Below are 17,962 nucleotides of genomic sequence, written 5' to 3' on the forward strand. Positions count from 1 at the left end.
ATTAACCCCCCGCGGTTAATAAAGGCGCACAGCAGTTCAGGCGCCGTCGCGCAATTCCTGCTCGCGGGCACGCTTGCGTTCGATTCGCTTACGCTCGTCATGATCACGCATACGCTGCGGATATCCCGTTTTACGGACGTCGTAGACCGGGATCTTCAAGTCCTGTCCCAATTTGCGGGCACCGCGTTCGCCGCCGACACGACGACGAGTCCACTCCCCGTCGTTCGCAACCAATACGACGGTCACCTCGGTCACCGTCGTCTGCGGTTCCACATAGGCCTCGACGCCTTCGTGCGAGTGCGCCCAATTCGCCAGATGATCCGCATCACTTTGCGCTGCGGTCTGAGCCGCGCTCGGCGGACGCTTGAAACGATCGAACAGTCCCACGGTCGTACCCTCCTCGGTACCGACGCCGCGGATGCACCCCGGCGATATGTCAAGTTTGCCAGGCGATGTCCGTTCTGCCTGCGCACGACATACCGTTTGGTCCGCTTACGACGTTACAGCCGGACCCCCGACGCATACCTACTCGCCAGTAGCCGACACACCCGAAACGGACGGCATCCCCCTCATCGGACACGCCCGGCGTATCAATGGAAAGATGAACGACGGTGACGCCGCGTCCGCGCGTCGACATCGGCAAAATAGCTACAAGTAGCCGCACGTCGCGCGCCACTCGAGCACAATGCATTACGACCACAAGTCGACAAAATTCAACAACCCGAACACAACTGTCGAGGAGTCAAAAGACATGGCCTTCTCCGTCCAGATGCCAGCCCTAGGTGAGAGCGTCACCGAGGGAACTGTCACACGGTGGCTCAAGCAGGAAGGAGACACGGTCGAAGTCGACGAACCCTTGCTCGAAGTCTCCACGGACAAGGTCGACACCGAGATTCCGTCTCCCGTCGCCGGCGTCCTGACCAAGATCGTCGCGCAGGAAGACGACACCGTGGAAATCGGTGGCGAGCTCGCCCAGATCGGTGAAGCCGGCGAAGCCGCAGCACCCGCGGCAGAGGCACCCGCCCCCGCCGCCGAGGAAGCTCCCGCCGAGGAAGCGCCGGCTGCCGAAGCTCCCGCTGAAGAAGCTCCCGCTGCCGAGGCACCCGCCGCTTCGAGCGGTTCCGCTGAAGGTACCGCCGTGACGATGCCCGCCCTCGGCGAGTCCGTCACCGAAGGCACCGTCACCCGTTGGCTCAAGGCTGTCGGCGACGAGGTTGCCGTCGACGAGGCGCTGCTCGAAGTCTCGACCGACAAGGTCGACACAGAGATCCCGTCCCCCGTCGCCGGAATCCTGCTCGAGATCAATGCGCAGGAAGACGACACCGTCGAGATCGGTGGCCAGCTGGCCGTCGTCGGCTCCGGCGCACCCGCCGCGACTCCGGCACCCAAGGCCGCTCCCGCAGCACCGGCAGCACCCCCTGCCCCCAAGGCCGAAGCTCCGAAGGCCGAAGCACCCAAGCCTGCCGCCGCACCGGCCGCACCCGCTCCGAAGCCTGCTGCGGCTCCCGCACCGGCGGCTGCACCCGCAGCTTCGGGTGACAGCAGCCCGTACGTCACCCCGCTCGTGCGCAAGCTCGCCACGGACAACGGCGTCGACCTCGCGACCGTCACCGGCACCGGCGTCGGCGGCCGCATCCGCAAGCAGGATGTGCTCGCCGCTGCGGAGGCCAAGAAGGCTCCCGCCGCCGCTGCTCCTGCTGCAGCACCCGCGGCCGCACCGGCCGCCACCGCAGCCGCAGGCGTCCGACCCGAACTGGCACACCTGCGTGGAACCACGCAGAAGGCCAACCGTATTCGGCAGATCACGGCCACCAAGACACGTGAGTCGCTGCAGAACACCGCTCAGCTCACGCAGACCTTCGAGGTGGACGTCACCAAGATCGTCGCCCTGCGGGCCCGTGCCAAGGCCGGCTTCATCGAGCGCGAAGGCGTCAACCTGACGTTCCTTCCGTTCTTCGCCAAGGCAGTCGTCGAGGCGCTGAAGTCGCACCCGAACATCAACGCAAGCTACGACGAGGCTGCCAAGCAGATCACCTACTACGACGCTGAGCACCTCGGCATCGCAGTGGACACCGATCAGGGCTTGCTCTCCCCCGTCATCCACAACGCCGGCGATCTCGGCCTGGCCGGCTTGGCCCGCGCCATCGCCGACATCGCCAAGCGTGCACGCTCGGGTGGCCTGAAGCCGGACGAGCTCTCGGGTGGCACCTTCACCATCACCAACATCGGCAGCCAGGGCGCGCTGTTCGACACCCCGATCCTGGTACCGCCGCAGGCGGCCATGCTCGGAACCGGCGCGATCGTCAAGCGCCCGATGGTGGTCACCGACGAGAACGGCAACGAGTCCATCGGCGTTCGCTCGATGATCTACTTGCCGCTGACCTACGATCACCGTCTGGTCGACGGCGCCGACGCCGGCCGATTCCTCACCACTGTGAAGCAGCGGTTGGAAGAAGCCTCGTTCGAAGCTGATCTGGGCCTGTAAGCAACTGCTCGGCCGGCCGGGGCGTCATCTCCATCAGGAGGTGGCGCCCCGGCTTTTTCAGTACGGTCGGAGATATACGTTCGGATATCGAAGCACGCTGAATCGAAGGAGGCTTTCCGAATGCGAGTAGTCATCGCCGGCTCGTCCGGTTTGATCGGAACGGCCTTGGTGTCATCGTTGCGCTCCGACAACCACGACGTGGTGCGTCTGGTGCGACGCTCGACCGCCGGCCCCGACGAATCGCGTTGGGACCCGGACCACGACCGTCTGGACCTCTCCGTCCTGCAGGGCGCCAACGCCGTCGTGAACCTCTGCGGCGTCGGCATCGGCGACAAACGGTGGTCGGGTTCCTACAAGCAAGCGATCCGTGACAGCCGCATCGTCGCGACCGACGTCTTGGCCGAAGCGGTCGCGAGTCAGAAGGTTCCCGTCCTCGCCAACGCGAGCGCCGTCGGCTATTACGGCGACACCGGCGACAAGATCGTCGACGAGGATTCGCCGGCAGGCACAGACTTTCTCGCCACGACGTGTCGCGATTGGGAACTTGCCACCGAACCGGCGCGTGCGGCGGGTGCCCGCGTCGTCAATCTGCGGTCCGGCGTCGTGATTTCACCTCATGGGGGCATGCTCGGTCGGCTTCGGCGCCTTTATTCGTTCGGCCTCGGCGGGCGACTGGGCAACGGTCGCCAGTACTTTCCGTGGATCTCACTCGAGGACGAGTGCGACGCGATCAAGTTCGCGCTCACGAATTCCGAACTCTCCGGTCCCGTCAACCTGACCGGTCCGGCCCCTGTCACCAATGCCCAGTTCAATGACGCCATGTCCCGTGCGGTCCACCGACCGGCTCCCTGGATCGTTCCCGGGTTCGCACTCGAAGCGTTGATCGGAGAATTCGCCAAGAGCGGCATCCTCGGTGGCCAGCGCGCCATTCCCGCAGCGTTGGAAAGGGCGGGATTCTCTTTCCGCCACAACACGATCGGCGAAGCGCTGGCGGCCGCACTCGGTTGATTCCGAAGTCGGGCGTAATCTCTACGTCCATGAGCAGCGCTGCCGTTTCCGCCCGGTTCTCGAAACTGCCGATCGCCGTCGAGCAACTCGGTTCGATCGACTACAACGCCGCGTGGGACCGCCAGCGTGAGCTCGCGGCTGCGCGGGCGGACGACATCGGACCGGACACGCTACTGCTACTCGAACACCCGCCGGTGTACACGGCAGGACGACGCACGGAACCCGAAGATCGTCCCGTCGACGGCACGCCTGTCATCGACGTCGACCGCGGCGGGAAGATCACCTGGCACGGCCCCGGCCAGCTGGTGGGATATCCGATCGTGAAACTGGCCGAGCCCATCGACGTGGTGCGGTATGTCCGACGCATCGAGGAAGCACTGATCACGGTGTGCACGGACCTCGGCCTGAACTGCGGGCGGATCGACGGCCGCTCGGGCGTCTGGCTGCCTGCCGAACTCGCCAACGGGCAATGGAAGCCCGAACGCAAGGTGTCAGCCATCGGCGTTCGCGTTCAACGTGGTGTCGCGCTGCACGGTTTCGCCCTGAACTGCAATTCGGTCCTGACCGGATTCGACAACATCATTCCCTGCGGAATCCGTGACGCGGGGGTGACGACGCTGTCACACGAACTCGGTCGCGACGTCACCGTGGACGAGGTCACTCCCGCCGTCACCATGGCCGTGATCGCTGCTCTCGACGGAACCATGCCCGTCACCGAATGCAACGTCGAGCGCGTCACCTTCGAAAGCGCCTCGCCTACTCCGACTTTTACTACCGTTCAGTACAGCTGACGGGCTCGCCCGAACCCCGTTGCAGTAATCACCGGGCGTAGGATCACTGTCGTGACTATCGCCCCAGAAGGACGTAAGCTGCTCCGTCTCGAGATCCGAAACGCGGAGACGCCCATCGAACGCAAACCCAACTGGATCAAGACCCGAGCAAAGATGGGCCCCGAATACTCGGAGCTCAAGGGCCTGGTCAAGCGTGAAGGTTTGCACACCGTCTGCGAGGAAGCGGGCTGCCCCAACATCTACGAATGCTGGGAAGACCGCGAAGCCACCTTCCTGATCGGCGGTGAGCAGTGCACACGCCGCTGCGACTTCTGCCAGATCGACACCGGCAAGCCCGAGGCTCTCGACCGCGACGAGCCCCGTCGCGTCGCCGAAAGCGTTCAGGCCATGGGACTTCGGTACTCCACGATCACCGGCGTCGCCCGCGACGACCTCCCGGACGGCGGCGCCTGGCTCTACGCCGAAACCGTCCGCAAGATCCACGAACTCAACCCGGGCACCGGCGTCGAAAACCTGGTTCCCGACTTCAACGGCAAGCCTGAATTGCTCGACGAGGTCTTCGCCTCTCGTCCCGAGGTGCTCGCACACAACCTCGAGACCGTTCCCCGCATCTTCAAGCGGATCCGTCCCGCTTTCCGGTACCAGCGCAGCCTCGACGTCATCACTGCGGCACGAGAGTACGGACTGGTCACCAAGTCCAACCTGATCCTCGGCATGGGCGAAACCCCGGAAGAAGTCACCGAGGCGATGGCCGATCTCCACGCCGCCGGCTGCGACATCCTCACCATCACCCAGTACCTGCGCCCCTCACCCCGGCACCACCCCGTCGAGCGGTGGGTCAAGCCCGAGGAGTTCGTCGCACACTCGAAGACTGCAGAAGAGATGGGCTTCGCCGGCGTCATGGCCGGTCCGTTGGTTCGCTCGTCGTACCGTGCCGGCCGCCTGTATGCGCAGGCCATGGCACATCACGGCCGTGAACTTCCCGAGGCGCAGCGTCATCTGACCGAGGGCGGCGACGCTTCCCAGGAAGCCAGCTCACTCATGGCGCGCCTGAATCGCTGATCCACTTTTTGCTGTGCGCCTTTATTAACCGCGGGCGGTTAGTAAAGGCGCACAGCAATGGACGTATCCTGGGTACATGGCGAACGGCAGCAAATCCGGTAAGGGCAAACCCACCAAAGAGGCAAAGGCTGCAGCGAAGGCTGCCCGCAAGCAGGCTTCCAAGGAACGCAGAACTCAGCTCTGGCAAGCGTTTCAGATGCAGCGCAAGGACGACAAGCTCCTTCTGCCGCTGATGATCGGCACCCTGGTGGGTGCGGCTCTGGTCTTCTTCCTGGTCGGTCTCATCTGGGGCCTTCAGTGGTTCCTGCTGCCGATCGGCATCGTTCTCGGCCTCCTCGGCGCCTTCATCATCTTCGGTCGCCGCGTCCAGAAATCGGTGTACAAGAAGGCTGAGGGCCAGGCCGGCGCTGGCGCGTGGGCACTCGACAACATGCAGGGCGCGTGGCGCGTCACGAACGCCGTCGCCGGCACCACCCAGCTCGACGCCGTTCACCGCGTTGTCGGACGACCGGGTGTCATCCTCGTCGCAGAGGGTTCGCCGCAACGCGTCAAGGGCCTCCTCGCGCAGGAGAAGAAGAAGACTGCGCGCCTCATCGGTGACACCCCGATCTACGACATCATCATCGGAAACGACGAAGGCCAGGTTCCGCTTTCGCAGCTCCAGCGTTACCTGAACAAGCTGCCGCGCAACATCGACACCAAGCGCATGGACAACATCGAAGGCCGACTCGCTGCGCTCAGCGCACGCGGCGGCGGAGCAGCGCTTCCCAAGGGCCCGATGCCCGGAGGCGCGAAGATGAAGGGAATGCAGCGAACCATTCGTCGTCGCTGACACTCACCCACAGCAAAACGAAAGACCCGGGCCCAATACGGACCCGGGTCTTTCTTCGTTCGAGAAGTTCGTGTCAGCGCGACTTCACGAGCAAAGTGCCGGTCGCGCGGTCCTGCATGCCGCGACCGTCGATGTCGGTGATCGTCGCGGGAATCACGAACACGAGAAGTGCCTGACGCCCGAGCGCGCGCACGAAGCCCACTCGGATTGGGCCTTCGATTCGCGCAACCTGAAGTCCGAGAACGAATTGCCCCGGTGTGAAGTTGAACAGCGCCACGGTGACGACGCCGACGGCGAACCACACCATCAACGTGATCGTGGAGGTCATACCGTCGAAGAAGTCGCCGGTGATGAGCGAGGCCACTCCCACGGCCATAACCCAATCCACCAACAGTGCGGCGATACGACGGCCCGAACCGACCAGCGATCCGGGGCCCTCCTGAGGGAAGCCGAGAAACTCGCCGCGATAAGACTGCTCACGACCGTCCGCATTCTTCGGCAAAGCTGCTTCAGGCCCAGAGAGCCAAGTTCCGGTGATTCGTGCCATGCTGTCCAGGATAGGCGTCGCAGCACCGTAGTCCAGATTTGCCGGGTTTTAACTGTGTGGCCGGTCACATGGACTTCGGAAATCCCCAGGATGCTGCGACGCGTAACACTGCCGAAACAAAGGGTTGACGAGCGGGCAACACCAGCTCCCTACCGTCTGCCTCGACGGATTCAACCGACATCACTTGGCTGAAGCGACTTAAGGAGCACAAGCGTGGCGTTCACCACGGCCGAAGAGGTCATCAAGTACATCGCGGACGAGAACATCGAGTACGTCGACATTCGGTTCAGCGACCTGCCCGGCGTCCAGCAGCACTTCTCGATCCCGGCGTCTGCTTTCAACCAGGACGTGTTCGAGGACGGCCTTGCATTCGACGGATCTTCGGTCCGCGGATTCCAGTCGATCCACGAGTCCGACATGATGTTGCTTCCCGACGTCACCACGGCGCAGATCGATCCCTTCCGCAAGGCGAAGACCCTCAACATCAACTTCTTCGTGCACGACCCGTTCACCCGTGAGTCCTACAGCCGCGACCCGCGCAACGTTGCCCGCAAGGCCGAGGAGTACTTGGTCAGCACCGGCATCGCGGACACCGCATTCTTCGGCGCCGAGGCCGAGTTCTACATCTTCGACTCGGTTCGCTACGACTCCGGCATGAACTCCGCTTTCTACGAGCTGGATTCCATCTCCGGTTCGTGGAACACCGGCGCAGAGACCAACGCCGACGGCTCCCCGAACCTCGGCTACAAGGTTCGCGCCAAGGGCGGCTACTTCCCCGTCGCTCCGTACGACCACTACGTGGACCTGCGCGACGAAATCTCCACCAACCTGACCAACGCGGGCTTCGAACTCGAGCGCGGCCACCACGAGGTCGGCACCGGCGGACAGCAGGAGATCAACTACAAGTTCAACACGCTGCTGGCAGCAGCCGACGACCTGCAGCTGTTCAAGTACATCGTCAAGAACACCTGCTGGCAGCACGGCAAGTCCGCCACCTTCATGCCGAAGCCGCTCTTCGGTGACAACGGCTCGGGCATGCACGTCCACCAGTCCCTGTGGAAGGACGGCAAGCCCCTCTTCCACGACGAGTCCGGCTACGCAGGCCTCTCGGACATGGCTCGCCACTACATCGGCGGTATCCTGCACCACGCTCCGTCGCTGTTGGCCTTCACCAACCCGACGATCAACTCGTACCACCGTCTGGTGCCGGGCTACGAAGCCCCCATCAACCTCGTGTACAGCCAGCGCAACCGCTCGGCAGCTGTCCGTATCCCGATCACGGGCAACAACCCGAAGGCAAAGCGTCTCGAGTTCCGCGCACCCGACTCCTCGGGTAACCCGTACCTCAACTTCGCTGCACAGATGATGGCCGGCCTGGACGGCATCAAGAACAAGATCGAGCCGATGGCTCCGGTCGACAAGGACCTCTACGAGCTTCCCCCGGAGGAGGCTCGCAACATCCCGCAGGCTCCGACCAGCCTCGAGACGGTCATCAACCGCCTCGAAGCCGATCACGAGTACCTGACCGAGGGTGGCGTCTTCACCACCGACCTGATCGAGACCTGGATCTCGCTCAAGCGTGAGCAGGAAATCGCTCCGGTCAACCTGCGTCCGCACCCGTACGAGTTCGAGCTCTACTACGACGTGTGATCCGCATCCTGACGTAAGTCAGACCTGCGAATACCGAGTGCACCCGTCCCGCGTCTGTGGGGCGGGTGCACTCGTTTCGGTCCGATCAAATGTGTCCGCCACACGGTGGTCGAGGAATCCACTTGCTTGACCCTGAGTTAGGTGGCAAGAGCACGGACAGGATTCTGAGGAGCGCACAAAAGCTCGCCGCCGGCTCAGAGTGTGATGATCGAGAACCAGATATCGACCTCGCCAGCCCAGAGAACGTCTGTGGCTGGATTCTGCGCCGATGTAGACCCTCTCGGGCAAATGATGACCGGCCTTCACACCGGACGCGGGCGAATCGCGGATCAGCCGCGGGCGCGTTGACCGATCGCCGCTCTGTTGACGATATGGGCGATTCGACCTGCCCGTGTTGCGTCTCGAGCGGCGCTGACGATCCACCACAGCATCTGTTTGCGGGCGCTGGGCGGAAAACTGTCCCAGTTGCTTCGAGCTTGCGGGTCTCGGTCCAGCGCCGCGTGCAAGTCAAGTGGTTCCTTGAGGTCTTCGACTTGGTCGAGAATCGTCCACCAACCGGTGGATTTCGCGGCGACAATGGCACGGCGACCAGCAGCGGTCATGAGGCCATGCGCCTCCATCTCGGCTGCGCGTTCGCGGTTGAGTCGGGTCCAGGAACTCTTGCGTCTACGCGGCGTGAACAGTTGCAAATTGCGCTCTTCGTCGAAAATGGTGTTGGTGGAATCAATCCAACCAAAGCAGATGGCTTCCTCGACGGCCTGAGGGTAGGGGCAGCGTGGTCGGCTGGTGGTGGTTCGCCAGGAGCACAACCACACACCTCGGGCTGACGTGTGATTGTCCGTCAACCAGGTTCGCCACTGTTCCCGAGTCTCGGCGTGAATGATCGGGTAGTCGAACTTCCACGTTGGGGGGTGGACGGAAGCCGGTGGCGATGATTTCGAATCGGTCACTTACTCTCCAAGCTCAGAGGGAAACGGATACGTGTCTCGGTAGACGAGGGGCCTGCGCAGGGAGCACGTCCCCGCGGCAGTCCGGGCATGAATGGTCTTGTCGCGCAATCCTCTTCTGTCATGGTGGCGAGACCCTGAGGTGACGGGCGAGCCGACTGACGGTGTCGGCGAGCTCGGTTGGTTCGATGACCACCACTGGGGCGGTGAGCGCAATGCGCGCAACCGTCATGGCGAGCCTGCCGAGATCTTCGCTGCGGATCTGGACAAGGCAGCGGTCCGCTGCCACCTCGATCGGTGTGTGGTCAATCCATCTGAGTACGCCCTCGAGGTCGGCGAACGTGGCTTCGATGGCGAGTTTTGCATCGTGGTGACGAGGCGGCGAGCCGACTGATCTCGCGACGAAGCCTGCCGCGTCACCGCCCGGGATCTCACGTGGCGTGAAATGACTGCCTGCCAGCCAGGGCTCCGAGAGCCGGTCTAGTCGAAAGGTTCGCCAGTCTGCACGATGGTGGTCCCACGCTACGAGATACCAACGACGTCCCGCCGTGACAAGGCGGTGCGGCTCGACGAGCCGTCTGCTGCTCTCGCCATCACCTCGCCGATAGTCGAAGCGAACGTGCTCATGGTCGCGACATGCCGCAGCGAGCACACTGAGTGCTTCGGGGTCGACGACGTCGTCATCTGCCCGCCGCATGGAACTGACGCTCGAATGCAGTGCCGACACACGTCGGCGTAACCGATGGGGCAGGAGTGTCTCGATCTTCGTCAGCGCGCGCAGCGACGATTCTTCGATGCCTCCGATGGCGGCCTCGGCGGCGTAGCGCAGTCCGACGGCAACCGCCACGGACTCGTCATCGTCGAGGATCAGGGGCGGCACGTGCGCCCCCGTCGCAAGTCGGTAGCCCCCGTATTTTCCGGACGTGGAATCGACCGGATAGCCAAGGTCCCGTAGGCGATCGATGTCGCGGCGCACGGTCCGCTGCGTGACATCGAGTCGTACGGCAAGTTCGGCACAGTGCCAGAAACGATGGGTCTGAAGGAGCGAGAGCAGTTGCAGTGCTCGGCCTGTGGGATCGTTCCGCATATCTTCAGATTGCCAGCGATTTAGGACATTATGTGTCCACGATGCTCCCTATCGTCTGAGCAACCGGTCGATCCAGACACAGATCGGTACTCAACTCGAAGGAGCAACCGTGAATCCATCCGACTTCCCCAGGCCCGTCCTTATCCCGGTCAACGGCGTGGAACTTGAAGTCTTCGAAGCAGGGCGACACAATGCCGGGAAACCCATCGTGCTGTGTCACGGATGGCCAGAGCACGCCTATTCTTGGCGATACCAGGTGCCCGCCCTCGTCGAGGCGGGCTACCACGTCATCGTCCCGAACCAGCGCGGCTACGGCAACTCATCACGTCCGACCGACGTGACGGACTATGACATTGAACATTTGGCGGGAGATCTCATCGCACTGCTCGATCACTACGGCTACGAAGATGCGACCTTTGTCGGTCACGATTGGGGCGCCTTTGTCGTGTGGGGCCTGACCCTGTTGCACCCGGACCGGGTAAACAAAGTGATCAACCTGAGCCTGCCCTACCAGGATCGCGGAGAGCAGCCCTGGATCGAGTTCATGGAAGCAGTGCTTGGCGGTGACTTCTACTTCGTTCACTTCAATCGACAGCCGGGCGTCGCGGACGCCGTGTTCGAAGACAACACCTTCCGGTTCCTCCGCAACCTGTACCGGAAGAACGAACCCCTCAGGGAGCCTCAGCCGGGTATGGCGCTGATCGATCTCGCCAGAGCAGAGACGCCACTCGGTGAGCCTCTGATGAGCGATAGCGAACTGGCCGTTTTCGTCTCCGCCTTCGAATCGACAGGATTCACTGGCAGCGTGAACTGGTACAGGAACCTTGACCGCAACTGGCATTTGCTGGCGGAGGTTGATCCGATCATCCAACAGCCCGCCCTCATGATCTACGGCGATCGTGACGCGATCGCGAGGGCTGAGAATCTGACAGACTTCGTGCCCAATGTGGAAGTAGTCAATCTCGACTGCGGTCATTGGATCCAGCAAGAAAGACCCGATGAGACCAACCAAGCGATCTTGAACTGGCTGGAACGGCAGGATGCCACATAGTTTCAAGGCTAGGTGCGGCCTCAGTGAAAATGTCAGTACGTTCAGGTCCCGTAGGGGCTTGATCCGGACCCACCTTTTTCGGGATTTAACGAGAGCGTCGGTAAACAAACCATGCACTCAACCCGACGATGGGCACAAGCCAAATTCCGAAAGAGAAGGCGACAGCGCGCAGCACACCGATTCGCCGGGACACGGAAATCACATCAGCCGTTCCGACAAGGCACAGGGAAATCCACATCAAGGCAAGAATGAATCCACCGCCATACAGAAAAACGAATGGCCCCAATCCGTCCATACAATCCATCCCACTGTCAGCGCAATCCTGAAGCCCAGCCGCGCCGAGTAGAGAAGTGTTCACAGTGGCGATGCTACGGACCGGCGCGTCCCGAACTGCCGCACACGCCGGCGGATTTGGCGATGCCAACGCCGGTCAGCCCGAAAGTAGAAGCCCCACCCCCGTGGGGAGGGTGGGGCTTCCTTCGATCCGGCGCTCACGCACAAGTGGGAGGGTGGTGGACGGGCCGGACCGACGACACGGCAGGGAGTCAAGCTGCCGCGCCCAAGCGCTGACCGGAAGGAATGCGCCTGAGATTGTGGTTCGGAAACCATCAAACCAGACAAACTGGACGCATGTTCAGGAATTGAAGAATTCGACTCCGCCCGTCAGAAAGATCTCACTGCACCCGATAGGTTTCGCTGCGGACAGGATCCACCAACCGCCGCATGACCTCGTACGCGCGGTCCGGATCCGAGTACGGCGGAATCATCATCAAAACGAGTTGACGACCATAGATGTCGTCGAGATACATCAAATCGTGGGGCTGGCCAGGGTACGGACCCCGCACTTCCAGTCCGTCGACCTCGTCGATACGTCGCTGCGCGCTACTGATCGTGTTCCAGTCGAACGCAACCCGCGCGATCGGCCCCAGCCGCAACGAAAGCGCGGATATCAGATCGTGAAGCTCCGCCGTGACGTTCGTGGTCCACGGGAACCACGCGCCGTCCACCGAAGCCTTGAGGGCACCTTGCCCACGAAGCAGGAACCGCGGGGTCCGCGTCGGCGAAGGGAAAGGTTGCCCGACATGGCGCTGCGGTGCTTCCATTGCATAGTCGAGAGTGCTGATGTGCGCCATGACGAGGCTCCTTAACGGAGGATTCGTGGAACCGTCAGGCAGAGGCGCCCGGTCGTGGGTTCCATGCCTCCAGGTTACTCCGGTGCACAACGCCGACTATGCATCGACGGAAATGATCACGCCGGTATCGCCGTACGGGAACGGCCCCTTACCGATGTGACCGAGAGTGTTGAAGAATTTCGAAATAGGCACCATCACACCGTATTTCGCCTTGACTTTGCTGCGGATCTCGTCGAATTCTACTCCACCGCTCACTAACTGCGCGGTCCCGGCAACCGGCGAAGAGCCGTCGGCAACCTTCCCGCGATTGTTGCATGGCGCGACGGTGACCTGTGGGTTGTTCCGCAACCGCTTGGCCTTACCCGATTTCGAGGAAGTCCAGAACCCGATACGTCCGGCAGACAGCGGCACGACCCAGGTCGGCGTAGCCACGCCGTCACCACTCTTACGGAATGTGGTGACCGAGATCGTCTTTTCTTCGCCCAGGGACATGAAACGAGCGTATGCCTCCACAAACTCCACGACCATACACGCGAATGAATTTCTCTACCCCAGGAGTTTCAAAACGGACAATTATCCGGACGAAGATGAACAACAGGTGCCGAGTGGTGGAAATGTCGCGGAACGACCCCCTCTCAGGTCGATTTGTGGGCCGCCGATGTTGGAACATGACTTCTCGTGAATGCGGAACTCATCGTTCTCCTCGTCGTCGTCGTAACCGCTCTGGGGTTCGACTTCACCAACGGTTTTCATGACACTGGCAACGCTATGGCCACGTCGATTGCAACCGGCGCCCTCAAGCCCAAGGTGGCAGTCGCTCTGTCTGCTTCCTTGAACCTGGTCGGAGCTTTCCTCTCGGTAGAGGTTGCTGCCACCGTGGCCAAGGGCGTGGTGAACCTCGGAAATGTGGGTGGCCAAGCGCTGCTCACCATCGTCTTCGCCGGCCTTGTCGGCGGCATCATCTGGAACCTGGCAACGTGGTTGCTCGGTATCCCCTCGAGTTCCTCGCATGCGCTGTTCGGCGGTCTGATCGGCGCCGCCATCGCGTCCCTCGGTATGAGCGGTGTCGCCTGGAGCGGCGTCCTCAGCAAGGTTGTCATCCCCGCAGTTCTCGCGCCCGTCGTGGCCGGCTTGGTTGCCGCGGCCGGCACCTGGCTCATCTACCGCATCACCTCGAACGTCGGAGAAGAAACCAAGGACAAAGGTTTCCGACTGGGCCAGATCGGTTCGGCTTCACTCGTTTCTCTCGCCCACGGCACCAACGACGCACAGAAGACCATGGGCGTCATCTTCCTCGCCCTGGTAGCCCACGGAACCATTTCCGCCGACGCGGACATGCCGTTCTGGGTCAAGCTCACCTGCGCGCTCGCGATCGCTGCCGGAACTTACCTCGGCGGTTGGCGAGTTATCCGCACGCTCGGCAAGGGACTTGTCGAGATTGCCGCACCACAAGGCATGGCAGCCGAAGCATCCTCTGCTGCAATCATTCTCACTTCCAGCCACCTCGGCCTTCCGCTCTCCACCACCCATGTGGCGACGGGTTCCATCATGGGAACCGGTCTGGGACGCAAGGGCGCCGAAGTTCGTTGGGGCGTAGCCGGACGTATGGCGGTCGCCTGGTTGATCACTCTCCCGTCCGCTGCGATCGTCGGCGCTCTGTGCTGGGGACTGGCCAACATCGTCGGCGGCCTGCCCGGTGTCCTGGTCGTCTTCGCCGTGCTCATCGCTTTGGCCGGCTGGATGTACCTGCGCTCCCGCAAGGAGCCCATCGATCCGAGCAATGTCAACGCCGAATGGGACGGCGGCCTGGTACCCGCAGAGGTCCCCGGGCCGGACGCCCGCGTCACCACCGACGTCAAAGCCTGAAAGAGGGAATCGACATGGATATCTTGAAAAACACCGTCGACTCGCTCTGGCAGGTCGTACTGGTCGGCCTCTTGCTGGGCGCCGGACTCCCGGCGATCTTCGCGATCGGCCTGAAATCCCTCGACGCCGGGCAGCGTGGCAGTGGGGGCGGGAGCACTGCCGTCGCGGCTCGCAGTCCGTTGGCCGTGGCAGGTGCAGTGGTGTGCTTCGCGGTTGTACTCATCGCGATCGTCACCGGAATCCTCTTCATCATGCAGGGCTTCCTCAGCCACACCTTCGGCATCGAGATCTTCTGATCCCCGGCGCGGCTCTCCCCTGCGCCCTCACGAGCGGAAAGACATCACCGTGACTGCACCGACTCCATCCCTGCCCCAGTCCATACTGGAATGGCTTCGCGCCGGCTACCCCGAAGGCATACCGCCCAAGGATCGCATTCCGTTGGTCGCATTGCTACGACGCAAGCTCTCGGACGCGCAAATTCGAGAAATCGCCATCGGCGCTGCACTCGCAGAACTGAGCGATGTCAACAGCGACCAGGTGATCTCGAGCGACGAGATCAGCGCTCAGATCGCAGATCTGACGAGCCAGACACCCTCGGACGAGGACATCGCGCGCGTTGCCTCGGTCCTGGCTGCCGCCGGGTGGCCACTCGCTGATCTCGACAAAGACTGAAGCTCGATTCGTTGAGCCTTCCACCACTTCTGGCTTCGATACTCGGCTGGCTGCGTGCCGGGTATCCGAACGGTGTGCCGGAGCAAGACTACGTCCCTTTGATGGCCCTGCTCCGGCGGCAGCTGTCCGACGCAGAGATCGCCGTTCTTGCCGACGATCTCGTTGCCGAGTTTCCGGTTCCAGTCGATCCGATCGACTTTCCGATTCCGGTCGATCCGATCGACATCGGCGTCCTCATCACCAAAGTCACCGACGACATGCCGCACGAATCGGATGTCGCTCGGGTACGGGAACATTTGATTCGTGGAGGTTGGAAAATCGACGCTCAACCTCCGGTGGACGACTCCTGACGGCACTTCGTGAATCGGACCAGTTTGATAACGAACCGATAACGGAGCCGTCGGAGCCAATACAGACCACTTAGTGTCATCAGGAATTCCGTGCCTCGGGGGGCTCGGTCGGATTTCGGTGTGCAAGCACCTTTGGGGCGGGAGTGATTTATGCACGAGGAACACATTGATCTTGCAAACAACCGAGATTCTTCGAAGAAGCGAATTTCGAGACGAATCAAGCGTCGGATCCTCGGCATCGCTGCGACAGCCCTCGCACTCCCCCTGACAGCAGGTCTGATCAGCGGTTCAGTAGCAACAGCGGCACCTGCGCGCACCGCTCCGGCCGGTGGTATCGAGGACGTCTTCGTCGACTCCTCGATGGGACCGATCAAGGTCCAGATCCAGTGGGCTTCACGTGGCGGCAACGCGGCTCTCTATCTTCTCGACGGTTTGCGTGCACGTGACGACCGAAACGCGTGGAGTTTCGAGACCAACGCCCTCGAACAGTTTCGCGGCGACAACGTCACCCTGGTCATGCCGGTCGGCGGGCAGTCCAGCTTCTACTCCGACTGGTACGCGACCAGCAATTTGAATCGCCAGCCGGTCACGTACAAATGGGAAACATTCCTCACCCAGGAACTTCCCGCATATCTGGAATCGCGCGGCGTTTCCCGAACGAACAACGGTGTGCTCGGACTCTCCATGGGTGGCAGTGCGGCCTTGACGCTCGCGGCCTACCACCGCGATCAGTTCAAGTTCGCCGGGTCGTTGTCGGGATACCTCAACATCTCGGCTCCAGGTATGCGTGAAGCGATCCGCGTGGCGATGGTCAGCGCCGGATCCTTCAATGTCGATGCCATGTGGGGACCGCCGTGGAACCCCGCTTGGCTCCGCAACGACCCGTTCGTGTTTGCACCCGAATTGGCTGGGCTCTCGCTGTACATATCCGCTGCGAGCGGCCTGCCCGGACAGTTCGATCAACCGCGTCGGCCCGTCGACTTCGTGAATACCGGTAGTGCCATCGGGCTCGAGGCCCTTGCCTTGATGAACTCACGGGCATTCCAACTGCGCATGAACTCCCTGGGAATTCCGGCAACGTACAGCTTCCCGGCCAACGGCACTCATTCGTGGCCGTACTGGGGTGCAGAACTGTGGAAGGCCCGAGGCCAGATCCTCGATACCCTCAACGCTTGGTGAACTGACAACTACTCGATCACCGACAACCGCAGGCCTCGACCGATATTCGGTCGAGGCCTGCGTCGTTCGAAATCAGAGCGCGGCAAAGAGATCCACGGTATTGCCGTCGGGATCGAGAAGAACGGCGTAACGCTGCCCCCACACGGCATCGAACGGCGCCTTGTGTCCGGGGAAGTCGGCTGTGATGCGCTGATACGCCTCGTCGACGGCAGCGGGGGTGCCGAAATCGAACGCCAACGCGACAGGGTGTCGCCCCTCCCCGACAGCAAAGTCAGGATCGAAGCTTGCGATGGTGGACAGCGCGTCCCACGCCAGCCGAAGCCCACTGTCGAACGTGAACTCCACATGGGGAGCATCCGCGGGTGTTTCCGGAATATCGAGCCCGAGGGTTCGGTAGAACGCGAGGGAACGAGCGAGATCGTTGGTGACGATTCCGACGAGATCGAGTCTCGGAGAGACGGACACGGTATTTCTCCTGTTTCGGGTCGAGAAGTGATCGGCGAGTGTGTGACGATGATCTGATGACCGGCACTGACACCCTCACTCTTGACGGTAGTCGGACGGCAGCGTCGAGTCTTGAACAAAACGGCCACACCTATGTCGAGAATCGGATCACCGGTTCGACCGACCTCTTCAGCTGCACGTGGAAGAGCACTACCGAATCCGATACGTCCACGCAGGCAAAGCGAATACTTCCCGATCTCTGCGCCGACTTCATCGTCGACAGCGACGGAAGGTCGTGGCTTGTCGGGCCTGCTACCAGTGCCGATCTGGTTTCGGTCGCCGCCGGTACGACAATGTGGGGCATCCGGATCAAACCGCCCGCTCTGCGGAGCCTGCTCGGCACCGCGGCCGACGCGGTGCAGGATTCGAAGATCGCCTTCGACGACATCCTGACTTCCCGACAAGCTCGGGTGCTTGCCGACGCCCTTCGCCACGAGGCAGTCGACGCCAATCTGCTGGACCAGCTGTGGCGGGGACTGGAACCGGACTACGGAATCGAACGAGGCTATTGCGCGCTCATCGCCTCACCTACGACCCCGGTCCGCGAGATCGCCGCAGACCTCGGTGTTTCCGAACGTCATTTTCGACGCTCGATCACGTCGTCGGTCGGGCTGTCCCCCAAGCTGATTCAGAAGGTACAACGCATGCAGAATGTACTAGCTCTCAGCCGCAGCGCAGATCTCACGTTGTCCTCGCTGGCCGGCCGCGCCGGATACGCCGACCAAGCCCACCTCGCGCGCGATACGCGAGCGCTGGCCGGTCTGACGCCGACTCAGCTACTGCGCGAGCACCGGTAGG

The 17,962-nt window shown here is 62.3% G+C and carries 20 protein-coding genes; 13 read left to right on the plus strand and 7 right to left on the minus strand.

From position 1 onward, the window contains the following. Positions 1-36: 36 nt before the first annotated feature. On the minus strand, positions 37-387 hold the full coding sequence (locus tag ACWF6P_RS20775) for an oxidoreductase (RefSeq protein WP_452622294.1): 351 nt from the start codon (positions 385-387) through the stop codon (positions 37-39). A gap of 364 nt (positions 388-751) precedes the next feature. Between ACWF6P_RS20775 and sucB the strand changes: the two genes are divergently transcribed. The 5 genes from sucB (at position 752) to ACWF6P_RS20800 (ending at position 6,178) form a co-directional block, all read left to right on the plus strand. Then, positions 752-2,485 carry a 2-oxoglutarate dehydrogenase, E2 component, dihydrolipoamide succinyltransferase gene (gene sucB / locus ACWF6P_RS20780; protein ID WP_452622295.1) on the plus strand — a complete coding sequence of 578 codons (1,734 nt, stop codon included), beginning with the start codon at positions 752-754 and terminating at the stop codon, positions 2,483-2,485. A 120-nt stretch (positions 2,486-2,605) separates the two neighbouring features. After that, entirely contained in the window at positions 2,606-3,493 is an 888-nt protein-coding gene (locus ACWF6P_RS20785; RefSeq protein ID WP_452622296.1) for a TIGR01777 family oxidoreductase, read from the plus strand. Between the two features lie 29 nt (positions 3,494-3,522). Then, on the plus strand, positions 3,523-4,284 hold the full coding sequence (lipB, locus tag ACWF6P_RS20790) for a lipoyl(octanoyl) transferase LipB (protein WP_452622297.1): 762 nt from the start codon (positions 3,523-3,525) through the stop codon (positions 4,282-4,284). A 51-nt stretch (positions 4,285-4,335) separates the two neighbouring features. After that, positions 4,336-5,346 carry a lipoyl synthase gene (gene lipA, locus ACWF6P_RS20795; RefSeq protein WP_452622298.1) on the plus strand — a complete coding sequence of 337 codons (1,011 nt, stop codon included), beginning with the start codon at positions 4,336-4,338 and terminating at the stop codon, positions 5,344-5,346. A 76-nt stretch (positions 5,347-5,422) separates the two neighbouring features. Beyond that, positions 5,423-6,178 carry a DUF4191 domain-containing protein gene (locus tag ACWF6P_RS20800; RefSeq protein WP_452622299.1) on the plus strand — a complete coding sequence of 252 codons (756 nt, stop codon included), beginning with the start codon at positions 5,423-5,425 and terminating at the stop codon, positions 6,176-6,178. A 73-nt stretch (positions 6,179-6,251) separates the two neighbouring features. On the opposite strand, the gene ACWF6P_RS20805 is transcribed toward ACWF6P_RS20800, so the two are convergent. After that, a complete protein-coding gene (locus tag ACWF6P_RS20805; protein WP_172932084.1) occupies positions 6,252-6,725 on the minus strand; it encodes an RDD family protein in 474 nt (157 codons plus the stop codon). A gap of 213 nt (positions 6,726-6,938) precedes the next feature. On the opposite strand from ACWF6P_RS20805, the gene glnA reads away from it, so the two are divergent. After that, positions 6,939-8,375: a type I glutamate--ammonia ligase gene (gene glnA / locus ACWF6P_RS20810; RefSeq protein WP_003941609.1), complete on the plus strand. Its 1,437-nt coding sequence runs from the start codon at positions 6,939-6,941 to the stop codon at positions 8,373-8,375. Between the two features lie 329 nt (positions 8,376-8,704). On the opposite strand, the gene ACWF6P_RS20815 is transcribed toward glnA, so the two are convergent. Further along, positions 8,705-9,325 carry a YdeI/OmpD-associated family protein gene (locus ACWF6P_RS20815; RefSeq protein WP_452622300.1) on the minus strand — a complete coding sequence of 207 codons (621 nt, stop codon included), beginning with the start codon at positions 9,323-9,325 and terminating at the stop codon, positions 8,705-8,707. A gap of 118 nt (positions 9,326-9,443) precedes the next feature. Beyond that, positions 9,444-10,409, minus strand: coding sequence for a helix-turn-helix transcriptional regulator (locus tag ACWF6P_RS20820; protein WP_452622301.1), 966 nt, complete (start codon positions 10,407-10,409; stop codon positions 9,444-9,446). A gap of 109 nt (positions 10,410-10,518) precedes the next feature. Here ACWF6P_RS20820 and ACWF6P_RS20825 point away from each other — a divergent pair, with 109 nt between their 5' ends. Continuing rightward, positions 10,519-11,460 (plus strand): alpha/beta fold hydrolase, encoded by a 942-nt coding sequence (locus ACWF6P_RS20825; RefSeq protein ID WP_452622302.1) that lies wholly within the window; start codon positions 10,519-10,521, stop codon positions 11,458-11,460. 674 nt (positions 11,461-12,134) lie between these two features. Here the strand turns inward: ACWF6P_RS20825 and ACWF6P_RS20830 are convergent. Then, positions 12,135-12,593, minus strand: a complete 459-nt coding sequence (locus tag ACWF6P_RS20830) for a DUF5994 family protein (RefSeq protein ID WP_452622303.1) — start codon at positions 12,591-12,593, stop codon at positions 12,135-12,137. A 96-nt stretch (positions 12,594-12,689) separates the two neighbouring features. After that, positions 12,690-13,085 carry a PPOX class F420-dependent oxidoreductase gene (locus ACWF6P_RS20835; RefSeq protein WP_452622304.1) on the minus strand — a complete coding sequence of 132 codons (396 nt, stop codon included), beginning with the start codon at positions 13,083-13,085 and terminating at the stop codon, positions 12,690-12,692. Between the two features lie 186 nt (positions 13,086-13,271). Between ACWF6P_RS20835 and ACWF6P_RS20840 the strand changes: the two genes are divergently transcribed. From ACWF6P_RS20840 to ACWF6P_RS20860, 5 genes are all read left to right on the plus strand, one after another. Continuing rightward, the gene (locus tag ACWF6P_RS20840; protein ID WP_003941590.1) at positions 13,272-14,459 is read left to right on the plus strand and encodes an inorganic phosphate transporter; all 1,188 of its coding nucleotides are present in this window, start codon (positions 13,272-13,274) and stop codon (positions 14,457-14,459) included. 14 nt (positions 14,460-14,473) lie between these two features. Then, the gene (locus ACWF6P_RS20845; RefSeq protein WP_003941641.1) at positions 14,474-14,755 is read left to right on the plus strand and encodes a hypothetical protein; all 282 of its coding nucleotides are present in this window, start codon (positions 14,474-14,476) and stop codon (positions 14,753-14,755) included. A 49-nt stretch (positions 14,756-14,804) separates the two neighbouring features. Continuing rightward, entirely contained in the window at positions 14,805-15,131 is a 327-nt protein-coding gene (locus ACWF6P_RS20850; RefSeq protein WP_452622305.1) for a DUF3349 domain-containing protein, read from the plus strand. 11 nt (positions 15,132-15,142) lie between these two features. Then, complete coding sequence (locus ACWF6P_RS20855; RefSeq protein ID WP_378538868.1) at positions 15,143-15,481, plus strand: DUF3349 domain-containing protein; 339 nt, start codon at positions 15,143-15,145, stop codon at positions 15,479-15,481. A 150-nt stretch (positions 15,482-15,631) separates the two neighbouring features. Further along, positions 15,632-16,660, plus strand: coding sequence for an alpha/beta hydrolase (locus ACWF6P_RS20860; RefSeq protein WP_378447964.1), 1,029 nt, complete (start codon positions 15,632-15,634; stop codon positions 16,658-16,660). A 72-nt stretch (positions 16,661-16,732) separates the two neighbouring features. Here the strand turns inward: ACWF6P_RS20860 and ACWF6P_RS20865 are convergent, their stop codons facing one another. Further along, positions 16,733-17,125 (minus strand): VOC family protein, encoded by a 393-nt coding sequence (locus ACWF6P_RS20865; protein ID WP_452622306.1) that lies wholly within the window; start codon positions 17,123-17,125, stop codon positions 16,733-16,735. 56 nt (positions 17,126-17,181) lie between these two features. On the opposite strand from ACWF6P_RS20865, the gene ACWF6P_RS20870 reads away from it, so the two are divergent. After that, positions 17,182-17,961: a helix-turn-helix domain-containing protein gene (locus tag ACWF6P_RS20870; RefSeq protein ID WP_452622307.1), complete on the plus strand. Its 780-nt coding sequence runs from the start codon at positions 17,182-17,184 to the stop codon at positions 17,959-17,961. The last annotated feature ends 1 nt before the right edge of the window (position 17,962 follow it).

This window comes from Rhodococcus sp. NPDC055024, assembly GCF_053608585.1.

Excerpts from the sequence above, each read along its gene's own strand:
- sucB (WP_452622295.1), top strand. The coding sequence starts at position 752 with ATGGCCTTCTCCGTCCAGATGCCAGCCCTAGGTGAGAGCGTCACCGAG.
- ACWF6P_RS20785 (WP_452622296.1), top strand. The coding sequence starts at position 2,606 with ATGCGAGTAGTCATCGCCGGCTCGTCCGGTTTGATCGGAACGGCCTTG.
- lipB (WP_452622297.1), top strand. The coding sequence starts at position 3,523 with ATGAGCAGCGCTGCCGTTTCCGCCCGGTTCTCGAAACTGCCGATCGCC.
- ACWF6P_RS20800 (WP_452622299.1), top strand. The coding sequence starts at position 5,423 with ATGGCGAACGGCAGCAAATCCGGTAAGGGCAAACCCACCAAAGAGGCA.
- ACWF6P_RS20805 (WP_172932084.1), bottom strand. The coding sequence starts at position 6,725 with ATGGCACGAATCACCGGAACTTGGCTCTCTGGGCCTGAAGCAGCTTTG.
- ACWF6P_RS20820 (WP_452622301.1), bottom strand. The coding sequence starts at position 10,409 with ATGCGGAACGATCCCACAGGCCGAGCACTGCAACTGCTCTCGCTCCTT.
- ACWF6P_RS20830 (WP_452622303.1), bottom strand. The coding sequence starts at position 12,593 with ATGGCGCACATCAGCACTCTCGACTATGCAATGGAAGCACCGCAGCGC.
- ACWF6P_RS20835 (WP_452622304.1), bottom strand. The coding sequence starts at position 13,085 with ATGTCCCTGGGCGAAGAAAAGACGATCTCGGTCACCACATTCCGTAAG.
- ACWF6P_RS20845 (WP_003941641.1), top strand. The coding sequence starts at position 14,474 with ATGGATATCTTGAAAAACACCGTCGACTCGCTCTGGCAGGTCGTACTG.
- ACWF6P_RS20860 (WP_378447964.1), top strand. The coding sequence starts at position 15,632 with ATGCACGAGGAACACATTGATCTTGCAAACAACCGAGATTCTTCGAAG.
- ACWF6P_RS20870 (WP_452622307.1), top strand. The coding sequence starts at position 17,182 with ATGACCGGCACTGACACCCTCACTCTTGACGGTAGTCGGACGGCAGCG.